The 13,335-nt window shown below is 71.2% G+C and carries 18 protein-coding genes and 1 pseudogene; 14 read left to right on the forward strand and 5 right to left on the reverse strand.

The annotated features are described in order from the left end of the window. Positions 1-8: 8 nt before the first annotated feature. Complete coding sequence (locus OG472_RS24475; RefSeq protein ID WP_405942050.1) at positions 9-1,814, reverse strand: prolyl oligopeptidase family serine peptidase; 1,806 nt, start codon at positions 1,812-1,814, stop codon at positions 9-11. Positions 1,815-1,902: 88 nt separating this feature from the next. Between OG472_RS24475 and OG472_RS24480 the strand changes: the two genes are divergently transcribed. The 5 genes from OG472_RS24480 (at position 1,903) to OG472_RS24500 (ending at position 4,967) form a co-directional block, all read left to right on the forward strand. Then, positions 1,903-2,070 carry a hypothetical protein gene (locus tag OG472_RS24480; protein ID WP_383566956.1) on the forward strand — a complete coding sequence of 56 codons (168 nt, stop codon included), beginning with the start codon at positions 1,903-1,905 and terminating at the stop codon, positions 2,068-2,070. Between the two features lie 35 nt (positions 2,071-2,105). Next, on the forward strand, positions 2,106-3,407 hold the full coding sequence (codA, locus tag OG472_RS24485; RefSeq protein ID WP_405942051.1) for a cytosine deaminase: 1,302 nt from the start codon (positions 2,106-2,108) through the stop codon (positions 3,405-3,407). A 6-nt stretch (positions 3,408-3,413) separates the two neighbouring features. Next, on the forward strand, positions 3,414-3,998 hold the full coding sequence (locus tag OG472_RS24490) for an HD domain-containing protein (protein WP_362814035.1): 585 nt from the start codon (positions 3,414-3,416) through the stop codon (positions 3,996-3,998). 94 nt (positions 3,999-4,092) lie between these two features. Next, entirely contained in the window at positions 4,093-4,608 is a 516-nt protein-coding gene (locus OG472_RS24495; RefSeq protein ID WP_405942052.1) for a DUF5956 family protein, read from the forward strand. Between the two features lie 83 nt (positions 4,609-4,691). Continuing rightward, complete coding sequence (locus OG472_RS24500) at positions 4,692-4,967, forward strand: hypothetical protein (RefSeq protein WP_401611062.1); 276 nt, start codon at positions 4,692-4,694, stop codon at positions 4,965-4,967. A gap of 484 nt (positions 4,968-5,451) precedes the next feature. Here OG472_RS24500 and OG472_RS24505 read toward each other — a convergent pair whose 3' ends face one another. After that, on the reverse strand, positions 5,452-5,922 hold the full coding sequence (locus OG472_RS24505; protein WP_401611061.1) for a MarR family winged helix-turn-helix transcriptional regulator: 471 nt from the start codon (positions 5,920-5,922) through the stop codon (positions 5,452-5,454). Positions 5,923-6,056: 134 nt separating this feature from the next. Between OG472_RS24505 and OG472_RS24510 the strand changes: the two genes are divergently transcribed. Together OG472_RS24510 and OG472_RS24515 are read left to right on the forward strand one after the other, a co-directional pair. Continuing rightward, the gene (locus OG472_RS24510) at positions 6,057-6,656 is read left to right on the forward strand and encodes an SgcJ/EcaC family oxidoreductase (RefSeq protein WP_405942053.1); all 600 of its coding nucleotides are present in this window, start codon (positions 6,057-6,059) and stop codon (positions 6,654-6,656) included. After that, on the forward strand, positions 6,653-7,393 hold the full coding sequence (locus OG472_RS24515; protein ID WP_405942054.1) for an SDR family NAD(P)-dependent oxidoreductase: 741 nt from the start codon (positions 6,653-6,655) through the stop codon (positions 7,391-7,393). Before OG472_RS24510 ends, OG472_RS24515 begins: the two co-directional genes overlap by 4 nt. A 622-nt stretch (positions 7,394-8,015) precedes the next feature. Here the strand turns inward: OG472_RS24515 and OG472_RS24520 are convergent. After that, a complete protein-coding gene (locus OG472_RS24520) occupies positions 8,016-8,270 on the reverse strand; it encodes a hypothetical protein (RefSeq protein WP_405942055.1) in 255 nt (84 codons plus the stop codon). 102 nt (positions 8,271-8,372) lie between these two features. Here OG472_RS24520 and OG472_RS24525 point away from each other — a divergent pair. After that, a pseudogene (locus OG472_RS24525) lies at positions 8,373-8,753 on the forward strand (tyrosine-type recombinase/integrase); the annotation flags it as partial. Positions 8,754-9,094: 341 nt separating this feature from the next. Here the strand turns inward: OG472_RS24525 and OG472_RS24530 are convergent. Both OG472_RS24530 and OG472_RS24535 read right to left on the reverse strand, forming a co-directional pair. Next, positions 9,095-9,487 (reverse strand): hypothetical protein, encoded by a 393-nt coding sequence (locus OG472_RS24530; RefSeq protein ID WP_405942056.1) that lies wholly within the window; start codon positions 9,485-9,487, stop codon positions 9,095-9,097. Positions 9,488-9,575: 88 nt separating this feature from the next. Then, the gene (locus OG472_RS24535; RefSeq protein WP_405942057.1) at positions 9,576-10,019 is read right to left on the reverse strand and encodes an NUDIX domain-containing protein; all 444 of its coding nucleotides are present in this window, start codon (positions 10,017-10,019) and stop codon (positions 9,576-9,578) included. A 29-nt stretch (positions 10,020-10,048) separates the two neighbouring features. On the opposite strand from OG472_RS24535, the gene OG472_RS24540 reads away from it, so the two are divergent. The 6 genes from OG472_RS24540 to OG472_RS24565 all read left to right on the forward strand — a co-directional run bounded on the left by OG472_RS24540 (position 10,049) and on the right by OG472_RS24565 (position 13,294). After that, entirely contained in the window at positions 10,049-10,846 is a 798-nt protein-coding gene (locus OG472_RS24540) for a GntR family transcriptional regulator (protein ID WP_405942058.1), read from the forward strand. Between the two features lie 454 nt (positions 10,847-11,300). Then, positions 11,301-11,567 carry a DUF6284 family protein gene (locus OG472_RS24545; protein ID WP_405942059.1) on the forward strand — a complete coding sequence of 89 codons (267 nt, stop codon included), beginning with the start codon at positions 11,301-11,303 and terminating at the stop codon, positions 11,565-11,567. After that, positions 11,564-11,833 carry a hypothetical protein gene (locus OG472_RS24550; RefSeq protein WP_405942060.1) on the forward strand — a complete coding sequence of 90 codons (270 nt, stop codon included), beginning with the start codon at positions 11,564-11,566 and terminating at the stop codon, positions 11,831-11,833. Before OG472_RS24545 ends, OG472_RS24550 begins: the two co-directional genes overlap by 4 nt. Continuing rightward, on the forward strand, positions 11,830-12,684 hold the full coding sequence (locus OG472_RS24555; RefSeq protein ID WP_405942061.1) for a hypothetical protein: 855 nt from the start codon (positions 11,830-11,832) through the stop codon (positions 12,682-12,684). The genes OG472_RS24550 and OG472_RS24555 overlap by 4 nt, the downstream gene beginning before the upstream one ends. Continuing rightward, complete coding sequence (locus OG472_RS24560) at positions 12,684-13,058, forward strand: RRQRL motif-containing zinc-binding protein (protein WP_405942062.1); 375 nt, start codon at positions 12,684-12,686, stop codon at positions 13,056-13,058. The genes OG472_RS24555 and OG472_RS24560 overlap by 1 nt, the downstream gene beginning before the upstream one ends. After that, positions 13,055-13,294 (forward strand): hypothetical protein, encoded by a 240-nt coding sequence (locus tag OG472_RS24565; protein ID WP_405942063.1) that lies wholly within the window; start codon positions 13,055-13,057, stop codon positions 13,292-13,294. Before OG472_RS24560 ends, OG472_RS24565 begins: the two co-directional genes overlap by 4 nt. The last annotated feature ends 41 nt before the right edge of the window (positions 13,295-13,335 follow it).

Genomic DNA, 13,335 nt, shown 5'->3' on the forward strand with positions numbered 1-13,335 from the left:
GACCGGGACTAGCGGGGCAGGTGCTTCAGCGCGAACTCCAGCTCCATCCGGACCTGCTTGATCCGCTCCTCCACGACCAGCGAGCCGTGCCCGGCGTCGTACCGGTACACCTCGTGCTCCGCGCCGCGCGCCACGAGCCGGTCCACGTAGTTGTCGATCTGCCGGATCGGGCAGCGCGGGTCGTTGACGCCCGCCGCGATGTGGACGGGAGCCTTCACCGCGTCGACGTAGGTGAGGGGCGAGGAGACCTCGAAGCGGTCCGGGACCTCCTCCGGGGTACCGCCGAAGAGGGTGCGGTCCAGGGCCTTCAGCGCCTCCATCTCGTCGTGGTAGGCCGTCACGTAGTCCGCGACCGGTACGGCGGCCAGGCCCACCGCCCAGGCGTCGGGCTGCGTGCCCAGGCCCAGCAGCGTCAGGTACCCGCCCCAGGAACCGCCCGACAGCACGAGGCGCGCCGGGTCCGCGAGGCCGGAGGCCACCGCCCACTCCCGGACCGCCGCGATGTCCTCCAGCTCGATCAGCCCGACCCGGTGCTTGAGGGCGTCCGTCCACTCGCGGCCGTAGCCCGTCGAGCCGCGGTAGTTGACCCGCACGACCGCGAAGCCGTGGTCCAGCCAGGCCGCCGGGGTCGCCGCGAAGGCGTCGCTGTCGTGCCAGGTCGGACCGCCGTGGATCTCGAAGATCGTCGGGAAGGGGCCCTCACCGTGTCCGGCCGGCCGCTGCGCGAGGGCATGGATCCGCCCGCCCGGGCCCTCCACCCAGACGTCCTCCACCGGCACCGAACCGGGGGCCTTGAAGCCGGGAGGGTCCAGGACGACCCCGCCCGCGGTGGACCGTACGGTCGAGGGCTCGGCGGCCGAGGACCACAGGTACTCCACGGTCCCGTCCGGCCGCGCGCCGGCTCCAGACACCGTCCCGGGCGGCGTGTCCACCCGTACGAGCTCCCGCGCGGCCAGGTCGTAGCGCCACAGCTCGCTGCGTGCCTCGAAGCTGTGCGCGACCAGCAGCGCGGATCCGTCCGGGTACCACTCGGCGCTGACGTCGCCCGGCAGGTCGATCGCGAGCTCCTCCTCGGCGCCGGTGGCCACGTCCCACACCATCGGCTCCCAGCGGCCGCGCCGCTGGTGGCCGACGAGGAGGCGGGTGTCGCCCGGAACCGGCGCGAAGCCGAGGACCTCCAGGCCGAGCTCCTGCGTGCCGCCGCGGGAGTCGTCCAGCTCGGCGACGGTGGACCCGTCGAGGGTCAGCACGCGCAGCGAGGAGTGCATCGCGTCACCGTGCTCGGTGTGCTCGACGGCCACCAGCGTCCCGTCGTGGGACAGGTCGCCGACGCCGGCCGACTCCCGGTGCCGGTAGATCACGGTGGGCGCGGATCCGTCCGGGCGGACCACGTGGACCGTCGAGCCGTCCTCGTCCGTGGAGCGCCCGACGACCGCCGTGCCGTCGCGGCCGATGGCCAGACCGGCGGGGTACGAGGGCTCCAGGCCGGGCGTGGCCGGCTCGTCCGGGCCGCCGCCGAAGGGCTGGCGCACCCAGGTGCCGAACTCGTCGCCGTCCGTGTCGGAGAACCACCAGATCCACTCGCCGTCGGGGGAGAGGGCGCCGTCGGTGGTGCCGTTCGGGCGGTCGGTGGCCTGCCGCTGGACGCCGGTGGCGCGGTCCCACGCGTAGAGCTCGAAGGTTCCGGTCGCGTTGGACACGAAGAGCGAACGGTCCGGGGCGTCCTCGGCCCAGTCGGGCAGCCCGACGCGCGGTGCCCGGAACCGCTTCTCCCAGTCGGGCGTCTCGGGGGTGATCTCGCTGTCGCTGGTCATGCGCCCCATTGTGGCCGCAGTGGTCCCCGGGATGCCGACTGCTCCGAACGGGCGCAGAGTGGAACCCGTAGCCCAAGGAGGAACGATCATGGCCAAGAAGGCGCACACCGGCCACCACATCCACCAGGACTCCGAGCGCGCGCTGGCGAAGAACACGGCCGCCGAGGCCCGCGCCAAGGCCGCGGCCAGGGAGATGCAGTCGTCCGCCGCGAAGACGCGCGGCATGCAGCAGAAGGCGCAGGCCAAGCGCGGCTGAGGCCGCAGCTGCGCGCGGGTCCGTAGGCTGGCGCCATGCGGATGATCGTCCGGGGCGCCCGGCTGCTGCACACCTCAGGCCTGTCCGACGTCGAGGTCGCGGAGGACGGCCGGATCTCGCGCGTGATCCCGCACGACGACCAGAAGGAACCGCCGGCCACCGGCATTCTCGTCGAGGCCCACGGCGCCCTGCTCAGCCCGCCCTTCGTCGAGCCGCACATCCACCTCGACACGGCGCTGACCGCCGGTGAGCCGCGCCCCAACGCGTCCGGCACCCTCTGGGAGGGCATCGCCTGCTGGAGCGAGCGCAAGCGGACCCTGACCCGTGAGGACGTGATCGCGCGGGCGACCGAGGTGCTGCGCTGGCAGGCGGCCCAGGGGGTGCTGCACGTGCGCACCCACTGCGACATCACCGACCCGGACCTCACCGCCCTCGACGCGCTGCTCGAAGTGCGCGACCGGGTGCGGGAGGTCATGACCCTGCAGATCGTGGCCTTCCCGCAGGAGGGCATCGCCTCCTTCCCGGACGGCGAGGCGCTGCTGCGGGAGGCGGTCGCCCGCGGGGCGGACGTCGTCGGGGCGATCCCGCACTTCGAGGACACCCGCGAGGACGGGGTGGCCTCCTTGAAGACGGCCTTCGCACTGGCCGAGGAGCACGGGCTGCGGGTGGACGCGCACTGCGACGAGATCGACGACGAGCAGTCCCGTTTCGTGGAGGTGCTGGCCACGCTGGCCCTGCGCTCGGGCCTGCGCGAACGCGCCACCGCCTCGCACACGACGGCCATGGGCTCCTACAACGGCGCGTACAGCTTCAAACTCCAGCGGCTGCTGTCCCGTTCGGGCATCAACCTGGTCGCCAACCCGTTCGCCAACCTCAACCTCCAGGGCCGCTTCGACGCCTACCCCAAGCGGCGCGGCCTCACCCAGGTCAAGGAGATGCTGGCGGCCGGGGTCAACGTGGCGTTCGGCCACGACGACGTGATGGACCCCTGGAACGCGCTCGGCACCGCCAACCCGCTCCAGACCGCCCTCGTCGGGCTGTACGCCGCCCAGCTCACCGGAGCGGACGAGATCCCGTTGGCCTTCTCGATGGTGACGGACCGTGCGGCGCGCGTCCTGGGCCTGTCGGACAAGGAGTACGGCATCACGGAAGGCGCCCCCGCCTCCTTCGTCCTGCTCCCGGCCCCCTCGCCCGAGGAGGCGATCCGCCGTCAGGTCCGGCCCCGGTACGTCGTCTCCCGCGGCTCCGTCCTCGCCGAGACCCCGCCAGCCCCGGCCCGGCTGAACTGGCCGGGGGAGGCCCCGTCCGAAGTGGACTTCAGCCGCCGCCTACGCTGACGCCCCATGACGTGGACCCTTGACACCAACTCGGCCCGAACCGCCCTGCAGATCGCGTCGGAGTACGCGGACCCGGCGCTGCTGAACCACTCCGTACGCTCCTACGCCTTCGGCGCGCAGTACGCGGACCAGCACGGCCTCGCGTACGACGAGGAGCTCTTCTACGTGGCGGCCCTCCTCCACGATCTCGGCCTGACCGCGCCCTTCGACAGCCACACCCTCCCCTTCGAGGAGGCCGGCGGCCACGTCGCACGCGTCCTGACGGCGGGCCTGGGCTGGCCGGCGGCCCGCCGGGCCCGCGCCGAAGAGGTGATCGTCCTGCACATGCGGGACGACGTGACGGCGGCCGAGGACGTCGAGAGCCACCTCCTGCAGGTCGGCACGAGCGCCGACGTCTCGGGCCTGCGCCTCTCCGAGTTCGACCCCGCCTTCACGGCCGCCCTGCTCGCCGCCCACCCGCGGGCCGGCTTCGGCGCCGCCTTCACCGCACTGGTCGAGGACCAGGCGAAGCGCAAGCCCGACTGCGCGGCGGCCGCCTACGTCGCGGGCGGCGCGGCGGCCCGCATCGCGGCCAACCCTCTGGGGGCGTGAAGGCCGGGGCCGGGGCCTGAGCCGAGGCCGGGGCCGCCCTTCCGGGGCGGCCGGGGTCACGCACATCCGCCACCGCGTCGGATAGCGTGCCCGCATGTCGTGGGACGAGGACGGAACGCCGCACCCGCTCGCACTGCGCCGCACCGGCCGCAGCGAACTGGAGCCGGACCGGCTGCCCGAGATCCGGGAGCTGGAGGTGCTCGGCTGGGAACCCGCGCCCGAGGACCTGCGCTGGGCGTTCCTCCCGTACGTATGGCCCCCGGCGGCCCGGACCTGGATCCCCGACCGTTCCACCCACTGGGCGGTGGACACCTCCCTCGACGGCCACGGCCACATCACCGGCGTGGAGTGCGCCCCGCTCGCCGAGCCCGACCTGCACGACCTCGACCAGGAGGCCGACGCGGCCCTCGCCGATCTCGGACTCCCGCCCCGCCCCCGGGGCCGCCTCTGGCTGCTCCGCCCGGTCGGCTCCTTCACCACCGTCGGGGCGGTCCTGGACCACCTCGACGCACTGGCCGCACAGCACGCAGTGGAGGCCGGCCCGTCCACGGCCTTCCTCGCCCTGGCGCGCGCCGAACTCTCCGCACTCTCCGCGCCCGGCACCGACTAGAGCGCAGCACCGGGCCTTCCCGGGCCGTGCCCGGCTCTGCTGGCTACGCTTGTCGTGAGGGGGCCACGGCGGGAGGCGGTCTCATGAGGCGGCGCCATCACTTCCACATCGACCACGCCGGGCACTCGGTCAGTGCCACGGTCCAGACGGGCCACACCGCCGTCGTCGAGGTGCTCGTCGACGGCAAGGAGACGGGCTACGCCACGACGCGCGCCGACCACCCCGTGACCGTCCACGTCGAGCTGCCGACGGAGCCGCCCACGCCCGTATCGGTGCGCGCGACCGCCGCTCCGGTGCCCGCGTGCGTCTTCGAAAGCCCGGCCACCACCCCACAGCCCATGCAGCCCCGCCCCTTCTGACGACCGACCGCGGCGATCACGCCGGGGCGCTGGGGCGCTCCGGAGAAGGCCGACCGCCACGGTCACCCCGTGCGCTCGGCCGAAAGCCGGCCGCCACAGTCACGCCGGGGCGCTCCGCCCGAAAGCGGGCCGCCGCGGTCGCGCCCCGCGTACTCGGCCGCCCCTCCCGCCGGCCGCCACGGTCGCGTCCGTCCGCGCGGCCGCTAACCGGCCGCGGTAGCCGCGCCCGCGTGCCCCGCTGACAACCGGCCGTCGCAGTGACGCCGGGGCGCTCGGCCAAAGCCGGCTGCCGCGGTCACGCCGGGTCGCGCCGCCCAAAAGACAGCCGGCTGCCGCGGTCACGCCCCGCGTACTCGGCCGCCCCTTCTGCCGGTTGCCGCAGCCGCGTCCGCGCTCCGCCGTCCCTCCCGCCGGCCGCCGCAGCCGCGTCCGCGCGCTCCGCCGGCTGCCGCGGTCGCGCCCCGCGCGCTTCGCCCGTCCCCTCCTACCGGCCGCCCTTGCGCTCCTGCGTCGCCGCCCGGATCTCCTCCGTCGCCTCGCGGAACGCGGGGGCCGCGCGGGTGAAGTAGTCGAAGAGCAGGTCCAGTTGGTCCGGCGTGTATCCGGCGAGCACCTCGCCGATCCGCTTGCGGGCCGGTCCCACGGCCGCCTCGACGCCCGCCAGCGCGTCCGGCACCGCCTCGACCACGACCTTGCGCCGGTCGGCCGGGTCCGCGGTGCGGCGTACGTACCCCGCGCGCTCCAGCCGGTCGATCAGCCGCGTCGTCGCCCCGGTCGTGAGTCCCGTCCCGGCCGCGAGTTCGCCGGAGGTGAGCCCGCCCGCCAGGGTGATGCGGCTGAGCGCGTACCACTCGGACGCCTGGAGGCCCGCGGCCTCCGCGCCCGCCATGCCGTGCAGCCCCACGGCATCGATGTAGTCCCGAAAGACCGCCCGCCGGTCGTCCTGCTCCGTCATCACGACACCCGTACCCTTCCCCTTGCCATTTATCTGCACGCGTGCAGATAATGCATACGTGCAGTTGTTGCGCCAGTGTAGTCAACGCGGCGGCTGCCGTCATCTGCCCGTTCCGCCGCCAGAGAGGCATTCCCGTGAACAAGAAGACCGCCAAGCGCGCCGCCCTCGCCACCGCCGCCGTCCTCGCGCTCGGCGCCGCCGCCGCGTACCTCTACCTGGACACCACCTCCGGCATACAGCGCACCGGCACGGAGAACTGCGCCGACGTCATCCCGGCGGGCGCGAACCGCGCCGACGGCGAGGCCATCTGCGCCACCCTCGACGCCCTCACCGACGCCTGGGCCCGCGGCGACGCGGACGCGTACGGCCGACAGTTCACCGAGGACGGCACCTACACCACCTACATCGGCAGCCACTACGAGGGCCGCGCCGACATCACCGAAGGCCACCGCGCCCTCTTCAGCGACTTCGTCAAGGGCAGCAAGCTCGCCGCGAGCTACCTCGACCTGCGCTTCCTCGGAAAGGACGCGGCCGTCCTGACCGGCCGCGGCGACGACTACACCGGCGGCAGGCCCGGCCCCGCCGAGCTGTCCAAAGTCCAGACGTACACCCTGGTCCGCGACACCGACGGCGCCTGGCGCATCGCCGCCTTCCACAACACGAAGCGCCAGAACGTGATGGAACGCTTCTCCTTCCTCTACTCGCCCGCCACGGCCCCCAAGGCGGAGAAGTGACCGCCCTGATCACCGGCGCCACCGAGGGCATCGGCCGCGCCTTCGCCCTCGCGCTGGCCGCCGAGGGCCGCACCGTCACCGCCGTCGCCCGCACCGAGCAGCACCTGCGGGTCCTCATGACCGAACTCGGCCCCGGTGGACCCGGCGGCGGACACGACTACCTCGTGGCCGACCTCGCCACCCCCGAAGGGGTGCGCACGGTGGCGGACGCGCTGACGGCCGGCCCGTACGACCTGCTGATCAACAACGCCGGCCTCGCCCGACCCGGCCCCTTCACCGACACGCCCCTCGACCAGGCCCTGCCGGCCCTCCGCCTGAACTGCGAGGCGGTCGTCACCCTCGCGCACGCCTTCCTCGCCACCGCCGGCCCCGGCGCCGCCCTGGTCAACGTCGCCTCCACCCTGGCCTTCGCCCCCCAGCCCGGCCAGGCCGTCTACGGCGCGACCAAGGCCTTCGTCGCCTCCTTCTCGGAAGCGCTCTGGTACGAGCAAAGGCCGCGCGGGGTCTACGTGATGGCCCTTTGCCCCGGCCCGACCGCGACCCGCCCCGGCCTGCACGCCGACGTCCCGGCCGCCCTGGTCCAGTCGCCCGAGGCGGTCGTGGCCACCGCCCTCACCGCCCTGCGCCGACGCCGCCGCCCCACCATCGTCCCCGGCCGGGCCAACGCCCTCCTCGCCGCGGCGACCAGATTCCTCCCCCGCACCACGGCCCTCTCCCTCCTCGCCGACGGCCGATGACCGATGACCAAGAAGCCCCAACGGCCGAAAACGCAGAAAGGACCCGATCCGCGATGCGGATCAGGCCCATCACTGTCTTACGAAGTCGGGGTGGCGGGATTTGAACAACGCTGACCAGCGCCGCAGGAGTACCGCTCTCCACCACAGGCGTATGGGCCGACGCCACCGCTTCCGGGCGCGGATGCGGCATATGCGCGCGCACTGCTTCCGTGTACGGCGCCCATCCGGAATCCGGGACGGGTGGGGGTGGCTGGGGAGACGTTTCAGCCGGAGGGCTGACCGGCGAAGCAGGAGGGTTGAGCAGCTGGTCGGCGACGGTACAGGCGTCGTCCTTGCCAACCGTGCGGCGTGCGACTCGTACCTCGCGTTCGTTCAACCCCATCAGGTCAGCCACGGCGGCGTCGCTGCCGACCGTCACGGCCAACGCGGCCAGTGCCCTGGTCCGGCTCGCCAGCGCCTCGTCCATGACCGCCTGCGCCTCACGCACCCGATCGTCCCTGCTGCAGAAGGCCTCGGCCCGCAGCGCGTTGCGTTCCCATTGTTCACGTGGCTCCACGCAGGCATCAACGTTTCTGCACCGTCCGCGACACACCCATCACAACCGCATCACCCGAAGGGCGTATCAACAGCCCTGCTGACCCGCGCCCTTGGTGATCGCCCACAGGCGTCCGGCCGACCGGTCCACGTCCTCCAGGCGCACCCCGAGCAGTTCGCTGGCGCGGGCGCCGGAGCTGACGTAGCAGGCCGGCAGGGCACGGTCCCGATCGCATCTCATCTGCGCGAACAGCTCGTCCCACAGCCGATCCGGAATCGCCCGGGGCCGGCGCTCGCGCACCTTCGGCCGCAGCCGGGCCCGACGGTCCCGGCTTTCGGACACCGGGTTGACCACCGGTCCCGGCCGTAGTGCTGGTGGAAGGCGTAGAAGTCGTGCACCACGGTCAGCGCGTGCGCGATCGTCCTCGGCGCGTACCCATCCAGCAGTGTGGACGCGCTCTGGCAGCAGTTCGAGGAGCAGGGGTGGGAACGGCTTGCCGCCGGTGATCAGTGGACGGAGAAGGGGCTGGTCTTCTCCTCGGCCACGGGGACCGAGCTGGACTCGACGAACGTCCGACGAGCCTTCCGGCAGGCGATCACCGGCGCCGAGGGAGTCGCCGCGAAAGAGTGGACCCCGCGGGAGCTGCGGCACAGCTTCGTCTCGCTGCTCTCCGACAACGGGGTCCCGCTCGAAGAGATCTCCAGGCTCGTGGGGCGCTCCGGTACGGCCGTGACCGAGGCGGTCTACCGGAAGCAGATCAGGCCCGTGATCCAGACCGGGGCGACGGCCATGGATGAGATCTTCAGCGCCGGTTCGAACCCGTAGTCACTCAGTTGGTCACCCACAGAAACAGGTCAGGCCACCTACTACGAAAGTAGGTGGCCTGACCTGGTACTACAGCGTCGGGGTGGCGGGATTTGAACCCACGACCTCTTCGTCCCGAATGAGGTACGAGTCTCGCGCCAGCGCGCCACTTTCGAGGAAATGGCAGGTCAGGGCGTTGGAGAGCGGCGGCCCCAGGGGGCCGTGATGGGCGTTCGTCTCAAGATTTTCTCCCAGGATTCTCCCAGCACCGCTCCCCGAGGACCGACTGCAACGGTGGGGTGCGCGCCGCGGCCAAGACCCTGTACGAGGGGGAGATCCGGCCCCGGAACGGCCGACGGATGTTAGACGCTTCTGCGCTGCCTCGGAACGACGTTGTACAGCTGCTGGAGGCCGTGCAGAGCGGCATGGAAGGCAGCCGCGATCTCGCGGGCCCTCTCCTCAGTCTCGATCGAGCTCATGGAGATGTAGTCAGGCGCAATGTCGGCCTGCGTCACCGTGTCAGCGAGTACCAATGCCTTAGCCGCGGGCCGAAGGACTGTCATTGCTTCGTCCGGAATCCGGGGCCCGCTGCTAGTCATTGCGTCAAGCTCCACCTTCCAGCGCCGGCCTTGACGAGCGATGCATACGAAGATCGCCTTGTTGGTCTTGGCGCTTCGATAGGCCGTGCGGTGAGCTTCCAGGTCGGTGCAGTCGGGGATGAGTGCAGCTGAGAGAGGCGTTCCGGGCGTCGGCATGCACCCATCGTCGCAGGCACTCACGCAGAAAACAGGCAAACAAGAGGTCGGCCACAGCCCTGATCGTTTGGGGTGCCGTCCGTCTCCGTCAGGCCGCGAGCAGTCGAACCCCGTCGTGTGACCGCACGTGCGGCACCGTACCGTCCAAGGCGTCGGCCACGCGCACGGCGAAGACTTCCTGCATCGACTGCTCCACCTCATTAGGGGTGAGCCAGCAGACCGCCGTCGATTCGTCGGACAGCTGTTCCTCCCCACCGACAGGCCGGCACCGGAAGACCAGAGCGATCACGCCAAGGGTGAGGTTCTTGTAGACACCGGTAAGCCGCTCCACCTCGACGGCGATCCCGGTCTCTTCGGCGACTTCCCGCTGCACGCCTTCCTCGGGTCGTTCGTCTCGTTCGAGGATGCCGCCTGGTGGCTCCCAAGCCCCGTTGTCGGCACGCCGGATCACGAGCACGCGTCCGTCGTCCCGGATGACGATTCCGGCGACAGAGACGGAGTGCAACGGCCTCTCGGCGGTAGCGTTAGTCATATACATGAGTCTAGGAGAATCAGCAGCGTATGCCCCTCTCGACAGCACGTGACGCAGGTCGCCCCCGCTACCTCCAGATCGCGGACGACCTCAGCCAGCAGATTCAGGAAGCCCTCGGGGATCCTCAGGCAGCGCTCCGCCCCGGGGCGAAAGTGCCGAGCGAATCCGAACTCATGGATCGTTACTCGGTCGCGCAGGGAACTGTTCGTAAGGCCATGACTGAGCTGCGGGTTCGCGGTCTGGTCGACACGCACCACGGCCGGGGCTCGTTCGTCCGTAAGGCCCCGCCGGTCCAGCGGAAGTCCAGTGACCGCTTCCGTCGGTCGCACAGGAGGGCAGGTAAGGCTGCCTACCTGGCGGAGGCTGAGCAGGCTGGGGCGAAGCCGAGCGTCCGGGTGCTCTTCGTCGGACAGACCGAGGCCCCTGCCGAGGTGGCAAGCCGCCTTGGGCTGCCAGTCGGCACCAAGGTCCTCGCACGTCGCCGCCTCTACTACAGCGACGGCATTCCTACGGAAGAGGCGACGTCGTATCTGCCCTGGGACCTGGCCGAGAGCATCCCGCAGCTCAGGGAGGAGAACCCAGGGCCGGGAGGCATCTACGCCCGTCTCGAAGAGGGGGGTGACCTCTTGGTGGAATTTCGAGAGACGGTGCGCGTCCGCCTTGCCAGCAAGGAGGAGCAGTCCGCTCTGAGTCTGAGCCCAGGCGCCCCGGTCATCCACCTCACTCGGAACGCTCAAATTGAGTCAGGTCGAGTGGTCGAGGTCTGCGACACCCTCATGAGCGCTGACCAGTTCGTTCTGGAGTACCGCATCCCTGCCGCAGACTGACGAACCGCCACGTTTGAGCCATCCAGCAACGCGGTGAGCAGCATTGCGGGTTGACTCCTCTACATGAGTACAGCACTCTCTTACTCGGAACTCCTGCACATGAGTAGTTGAGTGTAGGAGGTACGACCAGGAGCCCCGCAGTAGTTGGACGGGGGGAGGGATACCGGACAGCCGAAAGGCCCCTTGTCAGTCCGGATGGCAGGTCTCTGCCTACCACGGGATTGCGGGCCGTACCTGACACGGCAGTCCGTCCCCGAAAGAGACACCCAACGTTTTACTGCCGCAGCCTCTGGCGCGGCCGGTTGCCTCCTCCGTCCGTCCGGCGCCTTTCGGCGGCGTACGGGCGGGGTGGGGGAGCTGGAGTTCTTCCTGTTCCACAACGACGTGCAGCCCCGGTGGGCAAACACCGGGGCTGCTGTTCGGGCCCGTTCCTGTCTGAGAGGAGCAAGACCCAATGAAGTCCATCGTTGCACGTCACACGGGTGTTACCGCCCTGCCGGCCGATCTGGAGCCGACCGACGCGGAGCTGGACGCGATCGAGGCCGAGATGCCCGTGGTCCTGGCCGAGGTCGAGTTGCTGGATGCGCTGATCGTCCTGCTGGACCGGTCGGCGTCGGAGTTCGACGCCCGCCGGATCCGCCGGGCCCACCACCGCGTTCTGACCGCCCGCCGGGACGCGGCCAACCGCGCCGGTACGCAGGTCTCGGGGGACGCGGCATGAGCGACCGCGAAGCGGCTCACGCCGACCTGCTGGACGCGATCGTTGCCGCGCTGGACTTGCCGCTGCCGGCGATCGAGGTGGCGGACGAGCGGCTCTACTACCGGCTGTTGGAGCGCCGGGCACTCGCGGTGCGGATCGTCCTCGAATCGAACCGCGCCGGCAGTCGGGACCCGCGGCTGGCCGCGGACGCGATCCGCACCCGGACCACCGAGGAGCCCGTCACCTACACCCCGTGGAAGGACGAGAGGGACGGGGACGCCCGGTGAACGGCCGCCCGCCGCTGGAGCAGATCGCGGCATTGTCGGGGTTGCTGTCGCGGCTGACGCGGGTCCTGGTGGCCGTCGCCTCGGTGGCGCTGGTGTTCACCGCGTCGAACGTGACGATGTTCGCCATCGACCATCACGTGTCCGTGTGGATCGCGTGGCTGCTCGATCCGATGGTCGCGGTGGCACTGGGTACGGTCCTGATCTTCGATGGGCGTCTGTCGGAGTACGGCCTCTACCCGTCGGGTTGGGCGACGGTGCTGCGCTGGTTCGCCGGTCTCGGCACGTGGGTGATGAACTGCTGGACCTCGCTCTGGCCGGCGGGATCCGACTTCGGGATTCCCCGCCAGGTGGACCCGGCGGGTCTCGTCCTCCACTCCGTTCCCCCGGTCCTCCTGATCGTTCTGGCCGAGGCCATCAGCCACTACCGGCACCAGATCCTGACCAAAATCACCGAACTGCAGGCCCAGGTGGACGCCGGGGTGGACGAGGTGGAAGCCACCCCTGCCCCCACCGCTTCCACCCCGCCTGCCGACCCGGCGCCGGTGGCTGCACCGCCGGAGCCGGTGGCGGCGCCGGTGCGGGCGATTCCGCTGGTCATCTGTGGTGACCGGCAGGTGTTCAACCCGCTCTTGCCCCTGGCGTCCACCTCCGTCCACCGCAAGGAGTTGGAACCGTCCCGGCTGTCGGCGGAAGAGGCTGCGAATGTGATCCGGGCCTGCTGGGTGCAAGGCACGTCGCTGCCGGAGGCGGCCCGGCTTTCCACTCGTTCCACCTCCTACGTCCACAAGATCTACCAGCGACTGAACGAGTCCCGCCAAGCCCGTGACGTCCTCACCGTGACGGTGTTCTGATGGCCACCGCCACCCTCCCCGTCTACCGGTGGCGCCTCGCCCCCGACGGACTCGCCACCCGCCGACAGCTCCGCGCCCTCGGCCTGCGCCCCGGCGGACAGGACGTCGCCGCCCAGGTCGAACGGCCCCGCCGCCGGCGCGGCCCGATGGTCGCTTACCTCTACCGGATCGACCTGGCCCGCCCGGTCCGGCCGATGACCGCACGGCGGGCCGCCGCTCTGGCGAAGGCCAACGCGGCCCGCCGCTGGTGCCCGTCCTGCCGCCGTGATGCCGGGTACGTGATCCCGGCCTCGCTCGGCATGTGCACCCCGTGCGCCTACCCCGACGAACAGCGCGTCACCTCAACAGCCGACCTCATCAGGAGAGTCACGTGACCACGCCCGACACACCCTCGACCGCGGACGCTGCCGCGCAGGGCTCGCACCAGTGGATTCTCACGCTGGAGCTGCCCGGGCGCGCCGCAGCGACCGAGTACGGCACGTGGAACCCGGTCCCCGGATCGACGCGCCACGACGTGTTCGTCGCCATCCGGCACCACGTGATCAGCAGGTTCCCGGAGCTGGAGCGCGCCACCGTCGCGTTCTTCGCCCTGGAGCCCAACCAGCTTTGACCTGCCTGTATCAGCAGGGCCCGGCCACCGCCTCCTACAGC

Origin of the sequence: Streptomyces sp. NBC_00207, assembly GCF_045160965.1 — a bacterium.
Lineage (GTDB): Bacteria > Actinomycetota > Actinomycetes > Streptomycetales > Streptomycetaceae > Streptomyces.

What these genes read in the sequence shown, in the direction of transcription:
- OG472_RS24475 (WP_405942050.1), bottom strand. Translation starts at nt 1,814, where the DNA reads ATGACCAGCGACAGCGAGATCACCCCCGAGACGCCCGACTGGGAGAAG.
- OG472_RS24480 (WP_383566956.1), top strand. Translation starts at nt 1,903, where the DNA reads ATGGCCAAGAAGGCGCACACCGGCCACCACATCCACCAGGACTCCGAG.
- codA (WP_405942051.1), top strand. Translation starts at nt 2,106, where the DNA reads ATGCGGATGATCGTCCGGGGCGCCCGGCTGCTGCACACCTCAGGCCTG.
- OG472_RS24490 (WP_362814035.1), top strand. Translation starts at nt 3,414, where the DNA reads ATGACGTGGACCCTTGACACCAACTCGGCCCGAACCGCCCTGCAGATC.
- OG472_RS24495 (WP_405942052.1), top strand. Translation starts at nt 4,093, where the DNA reads ATGTCGTGGGACGAGGACGGAACGCCGCACCCGCTCGCACTGCGCCGC.
- OG472_RS24500 (WP_401611062.1), top strand. Translation starts at nt 4,692, where the DNA reads ATGAGGCGGCGCCATCACTTCCACATCGACCACGCCGGGCACTCGGTC.
- OG472_RS24505 (WP_401611061.1), bottom strand. Translation starts at nt 5,922, where the DNA reads ATGACGGAGCAGGACGACCGGCGGGCGGTCTTTCGGGACTACATCGAT.
- OG472_RS24530 (WP_405942056.1), bottom strand. Translation starts at nt 9,487, where the DNA reads ATGCCGACGCCCGGAACGCCTCTCTCAGCTGCACTCATCCCCGACTGC.
- OG472_RS24535 (WP_405942057.1), bottom strand. Translation starts at nt 10,019, where the DNA reads ATGACTAACGCTACCGCCGAGAGGCCGTTGCACTCCGTCTCTGTCGCC.
- OG472_RS24540 (WP_405942058.1), top strand. Translation starts at nt 10,049, where the DNA reads ATGCCCCTCTCGACAGCACGTGACGCAGGTCGCCCCCGCTACCTCCAG.
- OG472_RS24545 (WP_405942059.1), top strand. Translation starts at nt 11,301, where the DNA reads ATGAAGTCCATCGTTGCACGTCACACGGGTGTTACCGCCCTGCCGGCC.
- OG472_RS24550 (WP_405942060.1), top strand. Translation starts at nt 11,564, where the DNA reads ATGAGCGACCGCGAAGCGGCTCACGCCGACCTGCTGGACGCGATCGTT.
- OG472_RS24560 (WP_405942062.1), top strand. Translation starts at nt 12,684, where the DNA reads ATGGCCACCGCCACCCTCCCCGTCTACCGGTGGCGCCTCGCCCCCGAC.